The sequence below is a fragment of the Pantoea sp. S-LA4 genome, assembly GCF_054482835.1.
In genome coordinates, this window is the sequence record NZ_JBTLRC010000002.1 from 3,748,196 (window position 1) to 3,770,578 (window position 22,383).

Consider the following 22,383-nt stretch of genomic DNA (forward strand, 5'->3'; position numbering starts at 1 on the left):
CATGAACGATCAACGTTTTGCCCGAATTCAGACCATGCTGGCGCTGCGTCAGCACGATCTCACGGTCTGCATGGAACAAGTGCATAAACCGCACAACGTCTCTGCGGTCATTCGCACCGCCGATGCGGTGGGTATCCACGAAGTTCACGCCGTCTGGCCGAGCCAGCGGATGCGCACCCAGGCGTCCGCCTCGGCCGGCAGCAACAGCTGGGTCAAGGTGGTGACGCATCGCACTATCGGCGACGCCGTGACACAGCTTAAACAGCAGAAGATGCAGGTGTTAGCCACCCATCTGTCAGCGGAAGCCGTCGATTTCCGCGAGATTGATTATACCCGCCCGACCTGCATCCTGATGGGACAGGAAAAAACCGGCATTACCGATGAAGCCCTGGCGCTGGCCGATCAGGAGATTATCATTCCGATGGTCGGTATGGTGCAGTCGCTGAACGTCTCGGTTGCCTCCGCCCTGATCCTGTATGAAGCCCAGCGACAACGGCAGAATGCCGGCCTTTACCAGCGTGATTACAGCCTGCTGGATGAGGATGAACAGCAACGTCTGCTGTTCGAAGGGGGTTTCCCGGTGCTGGCGCGCGTCGCGCGGCAGAAAGGCCTGCCCTATCCGCGCATCAACGCCCTGGGCGAGGTCGAGGCTGACGCCAGCTGGTGGGCCACCATGCAGTCAACCGGTAAAAGTAAAAGATGAAAGGCCGCCTGCTGGATGCCATTCCGCTCAGTACCCTGACCGGCGTCGGTGCCAGCCAGGCGGCAAAGCTGGCCAAAATTGGCCTGCACACCATTCAGGATCTGCTGCTCCATCTCCCGCTGCGTTACGAAGATCGTACCCAACTTTACGCCATTGATGATCTGCTGCCCGGTATCTGGGCCACCGTAGAAGGTGAAGTGCTGCATTCCGAGATCACTTTTGGCCGCCGCCGGATGATGGTGTGTCAGATCAGCGATGGCAGCGGCGTGCTGACAATGCGCTTCTTCAACTTCAACGCCGGCATGAAAAACAGCCTGGCGCCAGGTCGTCGCGTTACCGCCTACGGTGAAATCAAACGTGGTCAGCGCGGCGCTGAGATCATTCATCCTGAGTACCGTATCCAGGGCGAACACAGCAACGTGGCGCTTGAAGAGACGCTGACGCCGGTCTATCCCACCACCGAAGGCATCCGTCAGGCTACGTTGCGTAATCTCACCGATCAGGCGCTGACGCTGCTGGAAAGCTGTCCGATTGCCGAGCTATTACCGCAGGAGCTAAGCGGCGGTTTAATCAGCCTGCCCGATGCGTTACGTACTCTGCATCGTCCGCCACCCGATCTCAAACTGAGCGAGCTGGAGAGCGGCCGTCATCCGGCGCAGCGTCGTCTGATTCTGGAAGAGCTGCTGGCGCATAATCTCAGCATGCTGGCGGTACGCGCCGGTGCGCAGCGTTATTACGCGTTACCGATGCCGCCTCGTCATAACCTGAGCGATCAACTGCTGGCGGCACTGCCCTTCTCGCCTACCGGTGCGCAGAAGCGGGTTGTGGCGGAGATAGAGCATGACCTGGCGAATGACTTCCCGATGATGCGGCTGGTGCAGGGCGATGTGGGTTCCGGTAAAACGCTGGTGGCGGCGTTATCGGCGCTGAATGTGATTGCGCACGGTAAACAGGTTGCCCTGATGGCCCCGACTGAACTGCTGGCTGAACAGCACGCCAGCAACTTCCGTCAGTGGTTTGCGCCGCTGGGGATTGAAGTCGGCTGGCTGGCTGGAAAACAGAAAGGAAAGGCGCGCCAGGCACAGCAGGAAGCCATTGCCAGCGGTCAGGTTGCGATGGTGGTCGGCACCCATGCGCTGTTCCAGGAGCAGGTGCAGTTCAACGGCCTGGCGCTGGTGATTATCGATGAGCAGCACCGTTTTGGCGTCCATCAGCGGCTGGCGCTGTGGGAAAAGGGCGAGGAACAGGGTTTCCATCCGCATCAGTTGATCATGACGGCAACGCCGATCCCCCGCACCCTGGCGATGACCGCTTATGCCGATCTCGATACCTCGACCATTGACGAACTGCCACCGGGCCGCACGCCGGTCACGACGGTCGCCATTCCCGATACCCGACGCGATGAGATCATTGCGCGGGTTGAACATGCCTGTCGCGAAGGGCGTCAGGCGTACTGGGTCTGTACGCTGATTGAAGAGTCTGACCTGCTGGAAGCGCAGGCGGCGGAAGCCAGCTGGGAAGCACTGAAAACGGCGCTGCCCGATCTCAACATCGGCCTGGTACACGGCCGGATGAAGCCGGCTGAAAAACAGGCGGTGATGCAGGCGTTTAAAACCAACCAGCTGCAGTTGCTGGTGGCAACCACGGTGATTGAAGTGGGCGTCGACGTGCCTAATGCCAGCCTGATGATTATTGAAAACCCGGAACGCTTAGGACTGGCGCAGCTGCATCAGCTACGCGGACGGGTAGGCCGTGGCGCGGTCGCCTCACACTGTGTGCTGCTCTACAAAGCGCCGCTCAGTAAAACCGCCCAGAAGCGATTGCAGGTGTTGCGCGACAGCAATGACGGCTTCGTGATTGCGCAGTTTGACCTGGAGATCCGCGGACCAGGCGAGCTGCTGGGTACGCGCCAGACCGGTAACGCCGAGTTCAAAGTGGCAGATTTATTGCGCGATCAGGCGATGGTGCCGGAAGTGCAGCGCGTGGCGCGACATATCCACCAGCACTATCCCGAGCAGGCCAGCGCCCTGATTGAACGCTGGCTGCCGGAGAACACCCGTTATACCAACGTCTGACCGGCCTTTTTACTCCCTGCCGGGCAAACGATTGCTTTTAGCCGGCGGATGATTACAATCGCCACACCATTTTTCGGGAACAGTAGAAGATGTCCACCAATCCGCAGCCAGAACAACCCGCCACTCGCCACAGTGAACTGATTTATCGCCTTGAAGATCGCCCACCGCTGCCGCAAACGCTGTTTGCCGCCGGCCAGCATCTGTTAGCCATGTTTGTGGCGGTGATTACCCCCGCGCTGCTGATTTGCCAGGCGCTGGGCCTGCCCGCCCAGGATACCCAGCACATTATCAGCATGTCGCTGTTCGCGTCGGGCGTGGCATCGATTCTGCAGATCAAAACCTGGGGTCCGGTCGGTTCCGGCCTGCTGTCGATTCAGGGCACCAGCTTTAACTTCGTCACGCCGCTGATTATGGGCGGGATGGCGCTGAAAAATGGCGGTGCTGACGTGCCCACCATGATGGCAGCGCTGTTTGGCACCCTGATGGTCGCTTCCTGTACTGAGATGGTGCTGTCGCGCGTGCTGCATCTGGCGCGCCGCATCATTACGCCACTGGTCTCAGGTATCGTGGTGATGATTATCGGCCTGTCGCTGATTCAGGTCGGGCTGACGTCGATCGGCGGCGGCTTTGCCGCCATCGCCGACCACAGTTTTGGCGCACCAAAAAATCTGCTGCTGGCTGGCGCGGTGCTGCTGGTGATCGTGCTGCTGAACCGCCAGAAAAATCCCTATCTGCGCGTCGCTTCACTGGTGATCGCCATGGCGGTCGGCTATCTGCTGGCCTGGGCACTGGATATGTTACCCACCACCAGCGCGCCAGCCGATCAACCGCTGATTGCGGTACCGACGCCGCTCTATTACGGGCTGGGCTTCGACTGGAACCTGCTGGTTCCGCTGATGCTGGTATTTATGGTGACCTCGCTGGAAACCATTGGCGACATCACAGCAACCTCTGATGTCTCAGAGCAGCCGGTGAGCGGTCCGCTCTATATGCAACGCCTGAAGGGCGGCGTGCTGGCTAACGGCCTCAATTCGTTTGTCTCCGCGCTGTTCAACACTTTCCCTAACTCCTGCTTCGGGCAGAATAACGGCGTGATTCAGCTCACCGGCGTCGCCAGCCGCTACGTTGGCTTTGTCGTGGCGCTGATGCTGATTGTGCTGGGGCTGTTTCCGGCGGTCAGCGGCCTGGTGCAGCATATTCCTGAGCCGGTGCTGGGCGGCGCGACCATTGTGATGTTCGGGACGATTGCCGCCTCCGGCGTTCGCATCGTGTCACGTGAGCCGCTGAACCGCCGCGCCATCATGATCATCGCGCTGTCGCTGGCGGTGGGGCTGGGTGTCTCGCAGCAGCCGCTGATTCTGCAATTTGCGCCTGAGTGGCTGAAAACCCTGCTCTCTTCCGGCATTGCGGCGGGTGGAATTACCGCTATCGTGCTGAACCTGATTTTCCCGCAGGAGAAGTAAGGCGAGCGACGGGCTGCGGCCCGTCTGCTATTTAGTCGGATTTACATCCAGGCTGTTGAGCTGTAACGGTAATTCAGGCATAACAACCTCTCACCGGATTTAACTCGGGAAGGATGCTATGAAATTTCTTGGAAAGTTTTTCCTCACCTTACTTTTGCTGCTGCTCTTCACCCTGGTGGTGATCTATGTGCTGCTGCAGACGCAATGGGGTGCAGGCTGGTTTAGCCGATGGGTGAGCGACAAAACGGAGTGGCATCTCTCCCTGAGTAAAATTGAGCACAACTTCTCTTCTCCCTCGCATGTCATTCTGGATGACTTCAGCTTCGGTCACGATGGTCAGCCAGCGGTGCTGGTGGCAAAGCGCGTCGATCTCGGCCTGGCGCTGGTGCAGTTCAGCGATCCGCTGCACTTCAGCAGCATCGAACTGCGTGACGGCGAAGTCAACCTGGCCAACCTGACACCATCAAGCGCGCTGCCGATTCAGGCCCAGCGTCTGCAGCTCAACAACATGCATATCGAAAGCCCCAACAGCGCGCTGCCGCTGTTCGCTCAGCAGGTGAACGGCGGCATTCTGCCGTGGAAACCGGTCGCCAGCAATATGCTGGGCCAGGATGCCCGTTTCCAGATGAGTGCCGGCAGCATGACGCTGAATAAGGTGCCCGGCGAAAATGTGCTGATTCAGGGAAGCGTCTCGCAGGGACGGATGGTTTTCAATAATGTCGGTGCCGATCTGGCTCGCGGCTCGATGACCGGCAACGGTGAGCGCGATGCGCAGGGCAACTGGAAGATTAACCAGCTGCGGCTGAATGATATTCGTCTGCAGACCGCCAGCAGCCTGAAAGATTTTCTGCGTAATGTGCAGGCGGTGCCATCGATTGCCATTACCCGGCTGGATGTGACCGATGCGCGCCTGCAGGGGCCTGACTGGGCGGTGACCGACCTTGATCTGACCCTGCGTAACCTTAACTGGCAGGGCGATGACTGGCAGAGCAACGACGGTTCGCTGGCCATGAACGCCAGTAACTTTATCAACGGCGGGCTGGAGCTGAACGATCCAATCGTCAATCTGGACTTCTCTCCGCAAGGCATCGCCCTGACGCAGTTCAGTTCACGCTGGGCCAACGGCGTGATCCGGGCAGAAGGCGACTGGTCGCGCGCCGATAAACGCCTGACGCTGAAAAACCTGGCGGTCGCCGGGCTGGAATATACCCTGCCGCAGGACTGGCGCGATCGCTGGCAGTCCACGTTACCTGACTGGCTTGATAGCGTGGTGGTGACGCGTTTCACCTCAAACCGTAATCTGATTATCGATATTAATCCGGCGTTTCCTTTCCAGCTAACGTCGCTGGATGGCACCGGTGAGAATCTGTTGCTGGTTCGTCAGCAACAGTGGGGGATCTGGTCCGGTAAGCTGAGCCTGAATGCGGCGGAGTCGACCTTTAACCGCACCGATTTGCGCCATCCTTCGATTGCACTGAGTGCCGACCCGCAGCAGATTCAGGTGACCGAGCTGAGCGCGTTCAGTGGTAAGGGCTTGCTGGAAGGACGTGCGACGGTCGGCCAGCAGCCCGAGCGTCCACTGACGTTGCAGCTGACTGGCCGTGCCGTGCCGGTGAATGTGTTGCAGAACTGGGGATGGCCGGCGCTGCCGCTAACCGGTGACAGCAACCTGCAACTGCAGCTGAATGCCGCGTTAAAAGCCGGTCAGCCACTGCGTCCAACCGCCAATGGCAGTTTGTCAGTCACCACCGACAGCCAGCAGTTGCAGCAGACCCTGCAGGCTGGTGAGGTTCGATAACGCATCAGGGCCGGTTTTACCGGCCCTGATGATCAGTTAATGCGCGCGCCCGAGCCGCCCTCTTCCAGCGGTCCGTCAGGATCGGCAGGCAGCACGATATAGACCCCTTCAAATACCGCGCCACGCTCTTCATCGCCGAACAGTTCAACTTCAAGCTGCACGCGCGCCTTACGGCCACGCGCCAGACGATCGAGATCGCCGCTTAACGAGCCCAGATCGGCGATGGCGCCTGGCCGACCACTGATAGGCTGACTGTAACGAATATGCGCATCGGCCAGAATAATGGTGCCGCCAAGATGACGCTCACGCAGCAACAGCCAGATTAATCCCCAGCCGGTCAGCGTCGCCAGCGAGAACAGGCTGCCCGCAAATAACGTCTGATGCGGGTTCTGATTGCCCGCCTCCGGCATGGTGGTGATAAATTTCTGGCCGGTATACTGCAGGATGCGTACGCCCATCTTTTCACTGAGCGGGATATGCGCGTACCAGGCCTGCTGTAGCTGACCGCACCAGTCGGCGCGGTGCAGGATATCGTCAAGCGTGACCACTGGCTTGATCATCAGAAAGTGACGTACCGGCGTGGTTTGCGGCGCGGTAATCTCTCCCTGGTTGACGTAACCCAGTTTGGCAAAGAAGGCGACGGCATCTTCGCGCGCGCTACAGGTGACGCGTTTGGCCCCCTCCTGACGCGCCACCGATTCCAGCGTCATCGCCACCAGCGTCCCCAGGCCTTTGCCCTGCACCGAAGGATGGACCGCCATAAAGCGAATCGCCGCTTCGTTGTCGGCATTGATGTACAGACGTCCTACCGCGACCGGCTGTCCCTGTTCATCCACCACCATCTGATGATGCGCTAAGGCATCCCAGGCGTCACGTTCAGAACCCTGCGGCTGACGCAGCGGTTTTCGTAGCATTTCCCAGCGGAACTGATAATAGATATCCAGCTCTTCCGCCGTCTGTGGCACGCGAAGATGATACATAAAATGTTTCTCTCGTTCGGAGCTTGCGTGGCTTATCCCTTGCCGCTCGGCTGACGATCTCACACCTGCAACCAGAAGGTTACAGGACCATCATTCACCAGCGCGACCTGCATATCTGCCGCAAAGCGGCCATTCTCAGTGGTGATGCCCTGCCGACGACAGCAGTCGCTGAAATATTCATACAGGCGTTCAGCTTCCGCCGGTTCCGCGCCGCCGGAAAAGGAGGGCCGCATGCCCTTTTTAGTATCCGCCGCCAGGGTAAACTGCGACACCACCAGCACGCTGCCGCCAGCCTGTTTGACGCTCAGGTTCATTTTGCCCTGTTCATCACCGAAGATGCGATAACCCAGCACCCGTTCTGCGAGACGCTCCGCACGCTGTGCGTCATCACCTTTTTCCACGCCCAGTAACACCAGTAATCCGCTACCGATTTCACCTGTCACGACCTGATCGACGCTAACGCTGGCGCGCTGCACGCGTTGAATCAATGCAATCATGTTTCCTCACGTTCTTTTTCTCTGTGCTGCTGTTTTAACTGGCGATAGTCCGCTAATGCGACAGTAATTTCAGCGCCTAACAACACAATACACCAGGTCCAGTAGACCCAGAGGAACAGAATCGGGATCACGGCCAGTACGCCGTAGATCAGCTGATAAGAGGGAAACATCGTAACATAGAGCGCGAAGCCCTTTTTACCCAGCTCAAACAGCGCACCCGCCACCAGCGCGCCAATCAGCGCATCGCGCGGTGGCACCCGCTGGGTGGGAACAATGCTGTAGAGCAGCCAGAAGGCGAACCAGGAGAGCAGCAGCGGGAAGATGCGCAGCATCTGATCGACCAGGCTGGTCACGCCGGTGGCGTTGATCCAGCGCAGCGACAGCAGATACGAGCTGATGGCCAGGCTGGCACCGGCCAGCAGCGGACCCAGCGTCAGGATCATCCAGTAAACCGCAAACGAATAGACCATCGGCCGCTTCTTGTTGCTGCGCCAGATGGTATTCAGTGCGGTATCGACCGAATGCATCAGCAGTAGCGCCGTGACGATCAGACCAACCGCGCCGACGGCGGTCATGCGGTTAACGTTGGCAACAAACTGCTCTAAATAGCGTTGCAGTGTGTTACCCGCAGCCGGCATCAGGTTAGTAAAGATGAACTGCTTTAACTGCACACTGATGTCGGAGAAGACCGGGAAAGCCGCAAACAGCGCAAACACCACCGCGATAAGCGGCACCAGCGCCAGCAATGAGACGAAAGCCAGATTGCCGGCCTGAGTCGTCATGCCATCTTCATCAACCCGCTTCCATAACAGTTTGAGCCACAGCCAGAACGCATGTAGCCCGGGACGAAATTTACGTGACGTCATGGTTTAATGCTGACCTGCGAACCAGTCGGGCACCGTTTTGCTGTCAGTGACCAGCACGCTTTCAATGCCCAGCGCGCGCGCCGCGTCAATATTCTGCGGGTTATCGTCGAAGAAGACCGCCTGATCGGCACTGACGCCTTCCGCCTCCAGCACGTGCTGATAGATGCGCGCTTCCGGCTTGCGCATCCCGAGTTCCTGCGACAGGTAGAGCGCATCCGCCGCCTGCTGCACATCCGGGTACTGGGTCGGCCAGAAGGCGCAGTGCAGCTTGTTGGTATTGGAGAGGATCACGACCCGATGTCCTTCCAGCCGCAGCCGGTTCATCAGCGCCAGAGTTTCAGGCCGCACGTCAACAAACACCGCCTGCCAGCCTGCGGTGAACTGCTCGTAACTCAGGGCGATCTCCAGCTTTTCACACAGCGCTAACGCGAAATCTTCATCGCTGATCTCGCCCCGCTCGTGCTGTTCAAACGCTTCATCCATCACAAAATGGCTTTGCAATGACGCCAGCGGCACGCGGCTAAGGTCACTCCAGACACCTAACACGCGGTTAAAATCGATATCAATGATCACATTGCCCAAATCAAAAATGTACAACATGGTGCGCCTCCTTCTGTTCCCTGGAGTATTCACTCTAGCGGCAAAAGGGCGGGCTGAACAGATAACCGCGGAGAGAAAAGCGGAAACGGCAATGACCGCTTGAGACGCGCGCGCTGAGACCCTACTCATCGCTGGCCTGGTGGTGCAGGATCGGAATTGCAGGCAAAAAAAAGCCCCGATAACGGGGCTTTTTATCGATTAAAGGCGCGAATTACGCGTCTTTAGGACCACGTGAAGCACGTTTACGGTCGTTTTCAGTCAGGTGACGTTTACGAATACGCACTGACTGAGGCGTGACTTCAACCAGTTCGTCATCATCGATGAACTCGATCGCCTGCTCCAGCGTCATCTTGATTGGCGGTACCAGGGTAGTCGCTTCATCCGTACCGGAAGCACGCATGTTGGTCAGTTTCTTACCGGTCAGACAGTTAACTGTCAGGTCGTTAGAGCGGCTGTGAATACCGATGATCTGGCCTTCATACACTTCCGCACCGTGACCCAGGAACAGCTTACCGCGGTCCTGCAGGCCGAACAGGGCAAACGCAACCGCTTTACCCTGACCGTTAGAGATCAGTACGCCGTTCTGACGCTGGCCCACTTCGCCTGGACGAATATCGTCGTAGTGGCTGAAGGTGGAGTAGAGCAGACCGGTACCAGACGTCATGGTCATGAATTCGTTACGGAAGCCAATCAGGCCACGGCTTGGGATCACGTAGTCGAGACGTACGCGGCCTTTGCCATCCGGATCCATGTTTTTCAGATCGCCCTTACGCTCACCCATGGCTTGCATGACTGAACCCTGGTTGTTCTCTTCGATATCCAGCGTCACGTTCTCGAATGGCTCTTGTTTGCGGCCATCGATTTCACGGAAGATAACTTTCGGACGGGATACCGCCAGTTCGAAACCTTCACGACGCATGTTTTCGATCAGAACAGAGAGGTGCAGCTCACCACGACCTGATACGCGGAACGCGTCAGCATCTTCGGTTTCTTCAACACGCAGCGCCACGTTGTGAACCAGTTCTTTGTTCAGACGCTCAAGGATCTGACGTGAAGTCACGTACTTACCTTCTTTACCACAGAACGGTGAGGTGTTGACGTTAAAGAACATGGTTACTGTTGGCTCATCGACGCTCAGTGCTGGCAACGCCTGCACGTTCTGTGGATCACAGATGGTGTCAGAGATGTTCAGTTCGCCCAGACCGGTGATAGCAATGATATCGCCCGCTTCTGCCAGATCGCTGTCGATACGCTCCAGACCCAGGTGAGTCAGAACTTTGCCGACTTTACCGTTACGGGTTTTGCCTTCGCTATCGATGATAGTGACTTGCTGGTTAGGCTTCACTTTACCGCGTTTGATGCGGCCGATGCCGATAACACCCAGGTAGTTGTTGTAGTCCAGCTGCGAGATTTGCATCTGCAGTGGCGCTTCAGCTTCAACCTGTGGTGGAGAAACGTGGTCAACGATCGCCTGATACAGTGGCGTCATATCGTCAGCCATATCAGTGTGTTCCAGACCAGCAATACCATTCAGCGCCGAAGCGAAAATGATAGGGAAGTCGAGCTGCTCGTCAGTCGCGTCGAGGTTGACGAACAGGTCAAATACCTGATCCACAACCCAATCCGGACGCGCACCCGGGCGGTCTACTTTGTTGATAACCACAATCGGCTTCAGACCATGCGCGAACGCTTTTTTGGTCACGAAGCGGGTTTGCGGCATAGGGCCATCCATCGCATCTACAACCAGCAGCACCGAGTCCACCATGGACATGACGCGCTCAACTTCACCACCGAAGTCGGCGTGTCCTGGGGTATCAACGATGTTGATACGGTAGTCGTTCCACTTAATGGCGGTGTTTTTTGCGAGGATGGTAATCCCACGCTCTTTCTCCAAATCATTGGAGTCCATCACGCGCTCGGTTGCTTCGGTACGGGCATCAAAAGTACCGGATTGTTGCAGCAGTTTGTCAACCAGGGTGGTCTTTCCATGGTCAACGTGCGCGATGATGGCGATGTTACGCAAATTTTCGATCACAGCTTTGCCTCAGGCATTAGAAATAGCGCGTTATTGTACACTGATTAAGCGGAAGACTGAACACGATCACACTTTTCACTGAAAGTTTATTGCATGGGCGTAAATTTGCCCTGTTACCGGTGCAGAAAATGCACTAAGTTGGGCTGATGCACCTATTTGGTGCTCAATCATCACCCATAAGCACCATAATGGTGCATGGCGACCATCGTGGTGCAGGTGAATCCGGACAAAAAGATGCACCACAAGGCGATTTAACTGACTACGCGAAAGTTGGCACAGAATTCGCTTTATCTCTTTTAAGCGCAAACGCCAGTCAGACGACGGGTGAAGAGCGTGCCGGAATAGCCAGGTCAGGGATGGCAGTAGTCAGAAACGCATTCCCGGCAACGACGTTCCCTCACCATGTAGACAATGACCATTTCCAGGAGAGTTGAGTATGTCCGCTGAACACGTTCTCTCGATGATGAACGAGCATGAAGTTAAGTTTGTTGACCTGCGTTTTACCGATACCAAAGGTAAAGAACAGCACGTTACTATCCCTGCTCACCAGGTTAACGCTGACTTCTTCGAAGAAGGCAAAATGTTCGATGGCTCCTCCATCGGTGGCTGGAAAGGCATTAACGAATCAGACATGGTGCTGATGCCTGACGCGACCACGGCGGTCATGGACCCTTTCTTTGAAGATTCCACGCTGATCATCCGTTGTGACATTCTCGAGCCTGGCACCATGCAGGGCTACGATCGTGACCCACGCTCGATTGCCAAGCGCGCTGAAGATTTCCTGCGCTCTTCCGGCATCGCTGATACCGTGCTGTTTGGCCCGGAACCAGAATTCTTCCTGTTCGATGATATCCGTTTCGGTTCATCGACCTCCGGTTCACACGTGGCTATCGATGATATCGAAGCGGCCTGGAACACCGGCAAAGAATACGAAGGCGGTAACAAAGGTCACCGTCCAGGTCTGAAAGGCGGCTACTTCCCGGTGCCACCGGTTGACTCATCACAGGACATCCGTTCTGCCATGTGTCTGACTATGGAGCAGATGGGTCTGGTGGTTGAAGCCCATCACCACGAAGTCGCAACCGCTGGTCAGAACGAAGTGGCAACCCGCTTCAACACCATGACCAAAAAAGCTGACGAAATTCAGATCTACAAATATGTCGTGCACAACGTGGCGCACGCCTACGGCAAAACTGCGACCTTTATGCCGAAGCCAATGTTTGGCGACAACGGTTCAGGTATGCACTGCCATATGTCACTTTCTAAAGGTGGCCAGAACCTGTTCTCCGGTGACAAATACGGCGGCCTGTCTGAAATGGCGCTGTTCTACATCGGCGGCATTATCAAGCACGCCAAAGCGATCAACGCCCTGGCGAACCCGACCACCAACTCTTACAAGCGTCTGGTCCCAGGTTATGAAGCACCGGTCATGCTGGCATACTCTGCCCGTAACCGTTCCGCCTCTATCCGTATCCCGGTGGTTGCCAGCCCGAAAGCCCGTCGTATTGAAGCGCGCTTCCCGGACCCAGCGGCTAACCCATACCTGGCGTTCACCGCGCTGCTGATGGCTGGCCTCGACGGCATCATCAACAAAATCCATCCTGGCGATGCGATGGATAAAAACCTGTATGACCTGCCACCGGAAGAAGAAGCTGAGATTCCAAAAGTGGCTGGCTCGCTGGAAGAAGCGCTGAACGCCCTGAACGAAGACCGCGAGTTCCTGACCCGTGGCGGCGTGTTCACCGACGAAACCATCGATGCTTACATCGAACTGCGTAAAGCAGAACTGGACCGCGTTCGCATGACGCCACACCCGGTAGAGTTCGAGCTTTACTACAGCGTTTAATTGGTCAGACGTTTTTGTTGCCGTGGAAACTTTCAGCCCATCTTCGGATGGGCTTTTTTCTCCGCGAATTCACCGTTCATTCGCCTTCATTCCGGCTTAAAGACTAAAATGCACTAACTTAGTGCAGAGGAACGCTGTATGGCAACTGGCTCTCTGCCCGACGCAGGGCAGATTCTCAACGCGTTAATCAACAGTATTTTGTTGGTGGATAACGACCTGGTTATTCACTACGCCAATCCGGCGGCGCAGCAATTACTGGCGCAAAGCTCACGTAAATTGTTCGGCACGCCGTTACCGGAACTGACCGGCTACTTTTCGCTGAATATTGAGGTGATGCGCGAGAGTCTTGAGGCTGGCCAGGGATTTACAGACAGTGAAGTCACGCTGGTGGTAGATGGTCGCGCGCACATCATGTCGCTGACCGCCCAGCGTTTGCCCGATGGCTTAATTCTGCTGGAAATGGCGCCGATGGATAATCAGCGTCGCCTCAGTCAGGAACAGTTACAGCACGCCCAGCAGGTGGCCGCTCGCGATTTGGTTCGTGGCCTGGCACACGAAATTAAAAATCCGCTGGGGGGATTACGCGGAGCTGCCCAGCTGTTGTCGCGCGCCCTGCCCGATCCGTCGCTGAACGAATATACCAAAGTGATTATTGAACAGGCCGACCGGCTGAGAAACCTGGTCGATCGTCTGTTAGGGCCGCAGCAGCCTGGCATGCACATCACCCAGAGCATTCATCAGGTGGCAGAGCGTGTGGTGAATCTGGTGTCGATGGAGCTGCCGGACAATGTCTCTCTGGTACGTGATTACGATCCCAGCCTGCCGGAACTGCCGCACGACCCCGATCAAATTGAACAGGTGCTGCTTAACGTGGTACGCAACGCGCTGCAGGCGTTGGGCGACGACGGCGGCACCATTGTGATTCGAACCCGTACCGCGTTCCAGTTAACGCTGCACGGCACCCGTTACCGTCTGGTGGCGCGGATTGATATTGAAGATGATGGCCCCGGCATTCCCGCCCAGCTGCAGGATACGCTGTTTTATCCGATGGTCAGCGGCCGTGAAGGCGGAACCGGTTTAGGCCTCTCCATCGCCCGTAGCCTGATTGATCAGCATTCAGGAAAAATAGAATTTAACAGTTGGCCGGGACACACCGAATTCTCGGTTTACCTGCCCATTCGCCAGTGAGGTTTCTATGCAACGAGGGATAGTCTGGATCGTCGATGACGATAGCTCCATCCGCTGGGTGCTTGAACGCGCGCTCACTGGAGCCGGTTTAAGCTGCGCCACCTTTGACAGCGCTAAAGAGGTGCTGGACGCACTCTCGACCAAAACCCCGGACGTTTTATTATCAGATATTCGCATGCCCGGCATGGATGGCCTGGCGCTGCTGAAGCAGATTAAACAGCGCCACCCGATGCTCCCGGTCATCATAATGACGGCCCACTCCGATCTGGATGCGGCGGTCAGCGCCTACCAGCAAGGAGCCTTTGATTACCTGCCTAAGCCCTTCGATATTGACGAAGCGGTTGCGCTGGTTGAGCGCGCCATCAGTCACTACCAGGAGCAGCAGCAGCCACGTAATCAGCCGGTCAGCGGACCCACCACTGATATCATTGGTGAAGCGCCAGCGATGCAGGATGTGTTCCGCATCATTGGCCGCCTGTCGCGATCCTCAATCAGCGTGCTGATCAACGGCGAATCCGGTACCGGTAAAGAGCTGGTGGCTCATGCGCTGCACCGCCACAGCCCCCGTACTAAAGCTCCCTTTATCGCGCTGAACATGGCGGCTATCCCGAAAGATTTGATTGAGTCTGAGCTGTTCGGCCATGAAAAAGGGGCATTTACCGGCGCTAACCAGATTCGTCAGGGCCGTTTTGAGCAGGCTGACGGCGGCACACTGTTTTTAGATGAGATTGGCGATATGCCGCTCGACGTGCAGACCCGTCTGTTACGCGTGCTGGCCGATGGTCAGTTTTATCGTGTCGGCGGTTATGCGCCGGTCAAAGTCGACGTGCGTATCATCGCTGCAACCCACCAGAATCTGGAACTGCGGGTGCAGGAAGGCAAGTTCCGTGAGGATCTGTTTCACCGCCTGAATGTCATTCGTGTGCATCTGCCACCGCTGCGTGAGCGCCGTGAGGATATTCCACGGCTGGCGCGTTACTTCCTGCAGGTAGCCGCCCGTGAGCTGGGCGTAGAGGCGAAAATTCTGCATCCGGAAACCGAAGCGGCGCTTACCCGTCTGCACTGGTCTGGTAACGTGCGTCAGCTGGAGAATACCTGTCGCTGGCTGACGGTGATGGCGGCCGGTCAGGAAGTCTTGATTCAGGATCTGCCGGCCGAACTGTTTGAATCCAGTACGCCGGAAAATCCGGTGCAGTCGCTGCCGGACAGCTGGGCCACGCTGCTGGCGCAGTGGGCCGATCGCGCGCTGCGTTCCGGTCATCAGAATCTGTTGTCAGAAGCACAGCCAGAGATGGAGCGCACCTTGCTGACTACCGCCCTGCGCCATACGCAGGGGCATAAACAGGAAGCCGCCCGGTTACTGGGTTGGGGACGCAACACGCTGACGCGCAAGCTGAAAGAGCTGGGCATGGAATAAGGTTGCTGAGACGGGCTGGGGAGACTCAGCCCGTCTGTTCAGATCACCCGGGAGAATTGCTGCTGACGCGCTTTCTGACGCAGGTAGCGATCAAAACACATACAGATATTGCGGATCAGCAAGCGCCCCACCCCCGTCACCTGCAAGCCCGTCGTCGTTTGCTCCACCAGCCCATCCGCGATTAACGGTTTCAGCAGCGCCAGATCTTCGGCAAAGTAGTCGCCAAAGCGAATGCCCCACTGATTTTCAATCGCCGCAAAATCGAGCGAGAAGTTGCAGATCAGGCTCTTAATAACCTCACGACGCAGGCAATCATCGTCAGTTAACGCCACACCGCGCCACAGGCCATTGCCCTGCTGCTCCACGCTGCTGTACCACGTATTGAGCACTTTCTGGTTCTGCGCGTAGCTGTCCCCAATCATGCTAATGGCGGAGACGCCAAGGCCGAGTAAATCGCTGTCGCCCTGCGTGGTGTAGCCCTGGAAGTTACGATGCAGTTGCCCTTCACGCTGCGCAATGGCCAGCTCATCCTGTGGCTTCGCAAAATGATCCATCCCGATAAACTGGTAGCCCTGCTGCGTCAGGGTAGCGATGGTCTGCTGCAGGATATCGAGCTTTTGCTGCGCCGACGGCAGTTCATCATCTTTGATTTTTCGCTGGGCGGCGAACAGTGCGGGCAGATGGGCATAATTGAACACGCTCAGCCGGTCGGGATTAAGCGCCAGCACCCGCTGCAGCGTATAGGCAAAGCTTTCCGGCGTTTGTAGCGGCAAACCGTAGATCAGATCGATGCTGGTTGAGCTGAAACCCTGTTCACGCGCCCGCGCCATCAGACCAAAGATGACCGCTTCATCCTGTACCCGATTGACCCGCTGCTGTACCGCTTTGTTAAAGTCCTGCACGCCCATGCTCAGGCGATTAAACCCCAGCGCGCGCAGATGATCGATCACATCCAGCTCAATTTCACGTGGATCAACCTCGATCGACATTTCGGCATCGTCTGCCACCGTAAAATGCTGCTTCAGCAGTGCCACCAGCCGGCTAATCTGTGACTTATCGAGAAAGGTCGGTGTGCCGCCGCCCCAGTGCAGCTGGCTCACCTGACGCTGGCGGAACAGCGGCGCGCGCTGAATGATCTCCTGCTCCAGTACATCCAGATAGCGATCGGCTTTATGGCGCTGACGCGTCACTATTTTATTGCAGCCACAGAAGTAACAAAGACGATGACAGAACGGGATATGAACATAAAGCGAGAGTGGGCGCTCCGGATAGCGCGCTACCGCACGCTGGAAATCGGCCTCACCATATTGCTCGCTAAACTCCAGCGCAGTGGGATAGGAGGTATAACGCGGGCCGGCATAATTGTATTTTTCAATCAGCGCCTGGTCCCAATCAATCTGCAGCGATGGCATGCTCACTCCTTCCGGTGACGTCGTCTAAGAGAAGGTCGCGATGAAGAAGGGATGAAAGGTGAGCGGGCAGAAGAAACCCGACGTAAACGTTGCTTCAGGCGCGACAGGCGACGTAGTTTAAACAATAACCACAGCAGATAACATGTCGCCAGCAGCGCGAAAATTGATCCAGGCCAAAACATTGTTGTTTACCTGAGAAGCGCGGCATGCGAAAAACGCATGCCGATCAAATTGGCTTAGTTGCCTTTCAGCAGACGGTACATATCTTCTTCCGCCTGCTCGTCATCGCCGTCATCCATGGCGATGCCTAACTGCTCCATCAGTTCGTCGATACGATCGAGTGCGGCGTCCAGCCAGCCCTGATCTTCCGCCGAAAGGGTTTCGCCATTTTCCAGCCGATCCAGCAGCGCGTCCAGGCGTTCGTCATTTTCCAGCTTCGCCAGCTCTTCTTCCGGCGTCAGACGTAGTTTTTTCTCTGCTGCCGGTTTCGCCACGCTTTTCTTCACTGGGGCGGCCGTAGTTTTCCCATCCGCAATCAGCGCGACCGGTTTTTTGCTGCCGATGCGGGGATCTTTAGCCTGGCTGGCCTGGCGTCCGCCGTTGTTGTCCGTTGCGGCCGGATTTGCACGGCTGCCTGACGCATGGCCGCGGTGCTTTTTATCACGTTTGCGATCGCGTGCTTCGTTATTAATATCGTCACGCGATTTACGTTTGGCTTTGACGGCAGGTTTGCCGTGCGCAGCTCGTGCAGGTTGCTTCATAGTGTTCAGTCCCGGCTTTTTTATTCAGTATAGAATTGCGGCGAAATCTAGCAGAAAGTAGCCAAAGAAAAAAGGCGACAGCTCAAGCTGTCGCCTTATTTCATACCTTCATAAGAAGGAATCATGTTTTAAATCCTTTTCGGCTCACAACATCCCGGTCAATCCTGCGCCTGCTCATCTCCCCTGAGCTTTTCCTTATCCCTGTCTGGTCCATATCCCTGACCATTTCCACTCCCTCGCTCTTTGCCTTCCTGACATCCCTGAGCGCATCATCCTGATGGGTGCTGCCATGCACTGCACACTAATGTAGACCAACTGGTAAAAGCCTCAAGTCAGCGGCAAGATTAGTTGCTGCAAAAAAAGACCACTTATTTATAACCTAATGAATAATATTGTTTTTTATTTTTAGTAATTAAAGTAAAAAACGACATAACGGGCAACCTCTATGGCAAATCTCTTACAAAAGCCGCCATCGCCAAGCGGTTGAGCACTTTCGCGCCATAACGCGTATAATCGGCGCCATTGCCTTAATGCGTTTTCTGGAGTGTCACTTTGTCTGAATTGAATTATCACGTAACCCATTTTGTCCTGAGCGCGCCGGATATCCGCCATCTTCCTGCCGATACCGGTATCGAAGTCGCCTTTGCTGGCCGCTCTAACGCCGGTAAATCCAGCGCACTGAATACCTTAACCAACCAGAAAAGCCTGGCGCGTACCAGTAAAACGCCTGGCCGCACCCAGTTGATTAACCTGTTTGAAGTGACTGAAGGTAAGCGCCTGGTCGACCTGCCCGGTTACGGCTATGCCGAAGTCCCGGAAGAGATGAAGCTGAAATGGCAACGTGCATTAGGTGAGTATCTGCAAAAACGGCAGGCGCTGAAGGGTCTGGTGGTGTTGATGGATATTCGCCATCCGCTTAAAGACCTGGATCAGCAGATGATTCAATGGGCTGTGGAAAGCAGCATCCCGGTACTGCTGCTGCTGACCAAAGCAGACAAGCTCGCATCGGGTGCCCGTAAAGCGCAACTGACGATGGTACGTGAAGCCTCACTGGCCTTTATGGGGGATGTGCAGGTCGAGCTCTTTTCGTCGCTGAAGAAGATTGGCGTGGATAAAGTCCGTCAGAAGCTGGATGGCTGGTTTAGTAACCTGGAGCCTGCACGCGACGATCAGGATGAGGAAGAGTAAGCCCCTCGCATCAGCCCGCCCGTTAGGTTCAGCAAAAGCCCAATAAAAAACGCCCCAGTCACAGAATGACTGGGGCGGCTAAATTCAGCCAAATCCGATTACGTGAAGTAAAAGGTCTGAAAGATAGAACATCTTACCTCTGTACCCTACGCCTCGAACTTTACCTGATTTTTTCTGAGCCACAAAGGCTTTTTTGTTGCTTACTTACATCAACCCGGCCTTTTTTTACCGTGCGCGTCACAAAAATAGCGTTGTGATGTAGTTTAATGACGTAAAAAGTGCTTAGCCGATAAGTAGTTACTCTTCGCCGTACGGCTCAGACGGCCAGAGCGCCAGCTGAAGCGATTAAGTAAACGATTTACTTATGCCTCAGTTCAGGCTGGCACCCACGCCGCCGTGCCAGCCGGTATTGGCCGGTTAGTGGGCTTCATCCCAGTTATCGCCGACGCCGATTTCAACCAGCAACGGTACGTCAAGCTGAACGCTGCCTTCCATTAATGCCTGGATTTTTTTACTGGCAGACTCAACCGCATCCGATCTGACCTCAAATACCAGTTCATCATGAACCTGCATAATCATCCGGACGCCGCTCTCTTTTTCCTGCTCTAACCAGCCATCGACCGCAATCATGGCACGCTTAATAATGTCAGCCGCCGTTCCCTGCATTGGCGCATTGATCGCCGCACGTTCCGCCGCTTTACGCCGTATTGCGTTGCTGGATTTGATATCCGGCAACCACAGCCGACGTCCTTCCAGCGTTTCGACATAGCCTTTGTTGGCTGCCAGCTGACGGGTATTTTCCATGTAGCTCAGTACGCCAGGATAACGTTCAAAGTAGAGATCCATATACTTTTTCGCTTCGCCGGCACCGATGTTTAACTGCCGTGACAGACCAAATGCGCTCATCCCATAGATCAGACCAAAGTTGATCGCTTTGGCGCTGCGGCGCTGTTCTCCACTAACCTTATCCAGCGCGACGCCAAAGACTTCAGCTGCGGTTGCCCGGTGGATATCTTCACCCTGAGCGAACGCATCCAGCAATCCTTTATCCTGCGAGAGATGCGCCATGATGCGCAGTTCGATTTGTGAATAGTCAGCCGCGACGATGCGATGACCTTTGGCTGCGATGAAAGCCTGGCGGATACGGCGACCTTCGTCGTTGCGTACCGGAATGTTCTGCAGGTTAGGATCGGTCGAGGATAAGCGTCCGGTCGCGGTAACCGCCTGATGATAAGAGGTATGGACCCGGCCACTTACCGGATTAATCATCAGCGGTAATTTATCGGTATAGGTCGACTTCAGTTTGGACAATCCGCGATGTTCCAGAATCACTTTAGGCAACGGATAGTCCAGTGCCAGCTCAGCTAACACCTCTTCACTGGTTGACGGTGCCCCACCAGGGGTTTTTTTGGTCGGTTTGATGCCCTGCTTTTCAAACAGAATAACCTGTAACTGCTTGGTCGAAGAGAGGTTGAACGGCTCGCCCGCCAGTTCATGCGCTTTCAGCTCCAGTTCAGCCAGACGGGCGGTGAGTTCTTTCGAATGCTGCGCCAGAATAGACTGATCAATCAATACGCCATTACGCTCAATACGCGAAATCACCGTCAGTAGCGGCATCTCAATTTGCTCAAAGACTTTTTTCGGGCCCGCTTCTTTCTCCAGCTCCGGCCACATCTTCAGATGCAGCTGTAAGGTCACGTCGGCGTCTTCAGCCGCATAATGCGCCGCCTGTTCCAGGGAGATTTGATTGAAGGTGAGCTGGTTTTTGCCTTTGCCGGCGATTTCCTGGAAAGTGACGGTTTTATGGTTCAGCCAGCGCGCCGACAGGCTATCCATATCATGTTTGCCCACGACGCTGTTAAGAATGTAGGACTCCAGCATGGTGTCGAATTTGATACCTGCCAGTTCAATGTCGTAGTTCTTCAGTACGCCGCGATCGTATTTGAGGTTCTGGCCAACCTTCCAGGCGCTGGCATCTTCCAGCAGCGGTTTGAGCTGTGCCAGCACGGCGGTGCGATCGAGTTGCTCTGGCGCATCGAGATAATCATGTGCTACCGGCAGATAGGCAGCTTCACCTGGCGCCACCGCAAAGCCGATACCGACAATACTGGCACTCAGGGTATCCAGCGAATCGGTTTCCAGATCAAAAGCGAACACCTCGCTGTGCTTCAGTTTCTCCAGCCAGCTATCAAAGGTCGCCTGATCCAGGATAGTGACATAGCCATCGGCCGAGAGCACACTGCTGGCCTCAACCACAGCCACCGGCTCATCAGACAGCCCTTTTTGCGCCTGAGGGCTGCTCTTTTTGCCCTGAAGCCATTTGCCATCCTGCAGATCATTCAGCCAGCGTTTGAACTCATAACGGCTGAACAGCGTCTGTAATGCCGCAACATCCGGTTCAGTGACCGTCAGTTCTTCACAGGGTAATTCCAGTTCAACGTCGGTTTTAATGGTCGCCAGCTGATACGAGAGAAACGCGACATCACGGTTCTGTTCAAGTTTGGCTGCCATGGTTTTGGCACCGCGGAACGACAGTTCGGCGACTTTGTCCAGATTGTCGTAAATAGAGCGCATCCCGCCCAGCCCCTGTAACAGTGCCTGCGCCGTTTTTTCCCCGACGCCGGGAACGCCAGGGATGTTATCCGAGCTGTCACCCATCATGGCGAGGAAATCGATAATCAAAGCGGGTGGTACACCATATTTCTGCTCAACCTCTTCCGGTCCCAGAATGGTGTTGGTCATGGTATTAATCAGGGTGATGCCCGGCGTCACCAGCTGCGCCATATCTTTATCACCGGTGCTGATCAGCACTGCGCGGCCTTTTTTCTCGGCCTCAAGCGCCAGCGTACCAATAACATCATCCGCCTCAACGCCGCTGACAGCCAGCAGCGGTAATCCCATGGCGCGTACCATTTCATGTAGCGGTTCGATTTGCGCGCGCAGGTCGTCTGGCATTGGCGGCCGATGCGATTTGTAATGCTCAAACAGCTCGTCCCTGAACGTTTTGCCTTTGGCATCAAACACCACAGCAACGTGACTTGGGCTATATTGCACCAGCAGGCTTTTCAGCATATTAAGCACGCCATACATGGCGCCTGTGGGTTCACCTGCACTATTGGTCAGCGGCGGGAACGCGTGATACGCGCGGTAAAGATAGGATGAGCCATCAACCAGAATCAGGGGATTTTCTGCTATTTGCGCCATAAGTCTGTCTATTCTTCGTTGCCATGGATTGGTCTATAAGGATGCCACAACCTGGCAAGAATGGTGAAATAAGGCGAGCTGCGTCCGGAGTTTTTAACGCTTTTGAGCAGAAGATCGCAACGATCGTTCTGTGGATAACTTTGTGCGTAAAAATTATAAGGCGCTGTTTTTTAGGCGTTTAACTAAATCAAACCTGATTTAATCCATTGTTTTTCATAAGGTTAGCTAATTTCTGTGACCCGATCGCTATTTTTAATAGCGCGATCCCTTGTGTGGATATTAAATTTATGCCCAGGCGATGGATAAAAATGCTGTCGCCGATCGAGGAGCAAAAAAACGCCAGCAGCGCT

Annotated in this window: 17 protein-coding genes; 8 read left to right on the top strand and 9 right to left on the bottom strand. The window is 55.7% G+C overall.

From position 1 onward, the window contains the following. Position 1 precedes the first annotated feature (1 nt). The 4 genes from trmH (at position 2) to ACX3P5_RS18530 (ending at position 6,039) form a co-directional block, all read left to right on the top strand. Positions 2-703, top strand: coding sequence for a tRNA (guanosine(18)-2'-O)-methyltransferase TrmH (gene trmH, locus ACX3P5_RS18515; protein ID WP_094121051.1), 702 nt, complete (start codon positions 2-4; stop codon positions 701-703). Beyond that, entirely contained in the window at positions 700-2,778 is a 2,079-nt protein-coding gene (recG, locus tag ACX3P5_RS18520) for an ATP-dependent DNA helicase RecG (RefSeq protein WP_233985822.1), read from the top strand. Before trmH ends, recG begins: the two co-directional genes overlap by 4 nt. A gap of 89 nt (positions 2,779-2,867) precedes the next feature. Then, a complete protein-coding gene (locus ACX3P5_RS18525) occupies positions 2,868-4,241 on the top strand; it encodes a nucleobase:cation symporter-2 family protein (RefSeq protein WP_458969086.1) in 1,374 nt (457 codons plus the stop codon). Between the two features lie 118 nt (positions 4,242-4,359). Further along, positions 4,360-6,039 carry an AsmA family protein gene (locus tag ACX3P5_RS18530; protein WP_233985820.1) on the top strand — a complete coding sequence of 560 codons (1,680 nt, stop codon included), beginning with the start codon at positions 4,360-4,362 and terminating at the stop codon, positions 6,037-6,039. Positions 6,040-6,071: 32 nt separating this feature from the next. Here the strand turns inward: ACX3P5_RS18530 and fabY are convergent, their stop codons facing one another. The 5 genes from fabY to typA form a co-directional block, all read right to left on the bottom strand. Beyond that, the gene (gene fabY / locus ACX3P5_RS18535; RefSeq protein ID WP_046289509.1) at positions 6,072-7,019 is read right to left on the bottom strand and encodes a fatty acid biosynthesis protein FabY; all 948 of its coding nucleotides are present in this window, start codon (positions 7,017-7,019) and stop codon (positions 6,072-6,074) included. A gap of 59 nt (positions 7,020-7,078) precedes the next feature. Beyond that, positions 7,079-7,516 (bottom strand): D-aminoacyl-tRNA deacylase, encoded by a 438-nt coding sequence (dtd, locus tag ACX3P5_RS18540; protein ID WP_336757213.1) that lies wholly within the window; start codon positions 7,514-7,516, stop codon positions 7,079-7,081. Beyond that, positions 7,513-8,382 carry a virulence factor BrkB family protein gene (locus tag ACX3P5_RS18545; protein ID WP_233985818.1) on the bottom strand — a complete coding sequence of 290 codons (870 nt, stop codon included), beginning with the start codon at positions 8,380-8,382 and terminating at the stop codon, positions 7,513-7,515. The genes dtd and ACX3P5_RS18545 overlap by 4 nt, the downstream gene beginning before the upstream one ends. Positions 8,383-8,385: 3 nt before the next feature. Beyond that, positions 8,386-8,982: a glucose-1-phosphatase gene (yihX, locus tag ACX3P5_RS18550; RefSeq protein WP_233985817.1), complete on the bottom strand. Its 597-nt coding sequence runs from the start codon at positions 8,980-8,982 to the stop codon at positions 8,386-8,388. A gap of 211 nt (positions 8,983-9,193) precedes the next feature. Then, on the bottom strand, positions 9,194-11,017 hold the full coding sequence (gene typA, locus ACX3P5_RS18555; protein WP_046289508.1) for a ribosome-dependent GTPase TypA: 1,824 nt from the start codon (positions 11,015-11,017) through the stop codon (positions 9,194-9,196). Between the two features lie 436 nt (positions 11,018-11,453). Here typA and glnA point away from each other — a divergent pair, with 436 nt between their 5' ends. From glnA to glnG, 3 genes are all read left to right on the top strand, one after another. Continuing rightward, positions 11,454-12,863 carry a glutamate--ammonia ligase gene (gene glnA / locus ACX3P5_RS18560; RefSeq protein WP_031377263.1) on the top strand — a complete coding sequence of 470 codons (1,410 nt, stop codon included), beginning with the start codon at positions 11,454-11,456 and terminating at the stop codon, positions 12,861-12,863. Positions 12,864-13,001: 138 nt separating this feature from the next. Further along, positions 13,002-14,051, top strand: coding sequence for a nitrogen regulation protein NR(II) (gene glnL / locus ACX3P5_RS18565; RefSeq protein ID WP_233985816.1), 1,050 nt, complete (start codon positions 13,002-13,004; stop codon positions 14,049-14,051). A gap of 7 nt (positions 14,052-14,058) precedes the next feature. After that, on the top strand, positions 14,059-15,468 hold the full coding sequence (gene glnG, locus ACX3P5_RS18570; RefSeq protein ID WP_031377264.1) for a nitrogen regulation protein NR(I): 1,410 nt from the start codon (positions 14,059-14,061) through the stop codon (positions 15,466-15,468). A 38-nt stretch (positions 15,469-15,506) separates the two neighbouring features. Here glnG and hemN read toward each other — a convergent pair whose 3' ends face one another. Continuing rightward, positions 15,507-16,880 (bottom strand): oxygen-independent coproporphyrinogen III oxidase, encoded by a 1,374-nt coding sequence (gene hemN, locus ACX3P5_RS18575; protein WP_233985815.1) that lies wholly within the window; start codon positions 16,878-16,880, stop codon positions 15,507-15,509. A gap of 236 nt (positions 16,881-17,116) precedes the next feature. Then, positions 17,117-17,641: a Der GTPase-activating protein YihI gene (gene yihI / locus ACX3P5_RS18580; protein WP_458969087.1), complete on the bottom strand. Its 525-nt coding sequence runs from the start codon at positions 17,639-17,641 to the stop codon at positions 17,117-17,119. A 552-nt stretch (positions 17,642-18,193) separates the two neighbouring features. Here yihI and yihA point away from each other — a divergent pair. Then, complete coding sequence (yihA, locus tag ACX3P5_RS18585) at positions 18,194-18,829, top strand: ribosome biogenesis GTP-binding protein YihA/YsxC (protein ID WP_458969088.1); 636 nt, start codon at positions 18,194-18,196, stop codon at positions 18,827-18,829. Positions 18,830-18,913: 84 nt separating this feature from the next. Here yihA and ACX3P5_RS18590 read toward each other — a convergent pair whose 3' ends face one another. Both ACX3P5_RS18590 and polA read right to left on the bottom strand, forming a co-directional pair. After that, positions 18,914-18,961: a spot 42 RNA, inhibition of DNA synthesis gene (locus ACX3P5_RS18590; protein WP_071892919.1), complete on the bottom strand. Its 48-nt coding sequence runs from the start codon at positions 18,959-18,961 to the stop codon at positions 18,914-18,916. A 285-nt stretch (positions 18,962-19,246) separates the two neighbouring features. Further along, the gene (gene polA / locus ACX3P5_RS18595) at positions 19,247-22,033 is read right to left on the bottom strand and encodes a DNA polymerase I (RefSeq protein WP_458969089.1); all 2,787 of its coding nucleotides are present in this window, start codon (positions 22,031-22,033) and stop codon (positions 19,247-19,249) included. Positions 22,034-22,383 lie beyond the last annotated feature (350 nt).